Here is a 1,576-nt window from a genome sequence, read left to right as displayed (position 1 = left end):
TATCAAACCGGCCTTCATGCAATCCTTGTAGTGCCATAATGAATTCTCTCGTTATTTGATAGTAGCCAGGACTTCTTTTATCGACATGGGAACTTATTTTCTCCAACGTATCTTCCATTTCATGGACTTTACGCATATTTTTCATCGTTTCATCCTCTAATATCGGACCCTGATTTTCCATCCCTAAATATCCGAATCCAATTCTTGCAAGTGTAGAAGGGGCATTGAGCCACCTGCTGATGGAGGACGGTAAATATTCTTTACAAGTCTCCTTTTCATTTCCATCCAATATAAGCGGAAAAAGAACGATGCCTGCAGAATCATTAGTATCCAAGCGCTCCAAACCAACCCGATCAATAACCGGAATCAATTTCAACCCTCTCGGACTTCGGATTACCTCTTCCTCCTCTTCTTTTTCACTGAATGTGTAAGAGAAAGAAGAAATGAAGGAAGCTTCAATTCCTTCCTCAAGAAGGTAGAGGTCAAGTCCCGGCAAATAAGCAGCTTGAGGGAGCCAAAACAATTTTGGGCGATCACCCATATACCTCTTAAAACATTCAATACTCACCCTGACCTGGATTTCCAATCCTCTGGAGGTGCGGTAATGAGTCAGGGGAAGCGAATTCACAGAAGTTGGTACGAGGATGGCTTTTCCGTCCTCCAACAGATTTCTATATGCTTTTGTTAAATCTTTGTTCCACTTCACCCATTGAGAATAGATGTGTATCCACTTTTCCTTTTCTGCCTGTTCCCCCCGCAGCATTGAATGCAGGAATGCATCTGCCGCAGTCTTGAATTCGTCTGTTGAAATGAAACAAAATAAAAGAGGATTCAGGATGATGGGAATGGGCTCACCTTTATTTTCATTTAATAAATTGATCAGATTTATATGTTCTTTGAACAGGATGGAATACGTTTCTTCACGATGTTTACGATCCTCCATCCCCATCAAAGCTTCATGAAATTGTGGAAAAATCACTACTGAATGCCTCTCGTTCATGTTTTATCCCCCTGATTCATCACATAATAAGAATAGGTACTGACATGTTCCACCCATTTCGGTTCTCTCATACTTCCTTGTTCAAACTCTTTCAACTCTTTCAAACTATGAAATTCCGATTCCCAGGTAAACCGCGGGGTATGGATGACATTCGAACGCTTAATGGCAATGAATTCTCCTGAAGGTAAACGCAGCCCTACGTCCATACAATAGCTTCTATTCTCCTTCAGACCATTAAGAAACCAGTCTGACTCTGAATATGGTACATAAGAGTCCATAAACGAATGATGATTGTGACCGTTGAAAGTGATGGAAGTGATATCATATAATCTGAGGACATATGGTGACGCCGTGTCCAGGTTAAAATGGGCCTTCATATGATCCACCCACTCTTTAGAGATCGTCCAGTAACAATAAATACGTGTACCTGTTGAATATGTAATCGTGAGGTCATGAGTGCCCGGTATATTATTCGATTTACGAGACCCCAATGCAGGCTTTTTCTTCACCCTGCCCATCCGTTTACCCGATTGTTTCACTACCGTCTTCGCGGCCACGGATTGCGCTTCGCCATTC

At 41.9% G+C, this 1,576-nt stretch carries 2 protein-coding genes; both read right to left on the bottom strand.

Annotated elements, in window-relative coordinates; translation table 11 throughout:
* A partial coding sequence (locus HP456_RS23785; protein ID WP_172255629.1) for a polysaccharide deacetylase family protein occupies positions 1–1,000 on the bottom strand: 1,000 nt, incomplete at its 3' end.
* Positions 997–1,576, bottom strand: a 580-nt coding sequence (locus tag HP456_RS23780) for a DUF4912 domain-containing protein (RefSeq protein WP_172255627.1), incomplete at its 5' end; no start/stop codon positions are given. The genes HP456_RS23785 and HP456_RS23780, both read right to left, overlap by 4 nt.

Origin of the sequence: Bacillus haikouensis (assembly GCF_013179555.1) — a bacterium.
Taxonomy (GTDB): domain Bacteria; phylum Bacillota; class Bacilli; order Bacillales; family Bacillaceae_B; genus Rossellomorea; species Rossellomorea haikouensis_A.
Note: the sequence above shows the minus strand (reverse complement) of the source record. Positions and strands in the feature narration are given on the sequence as shown.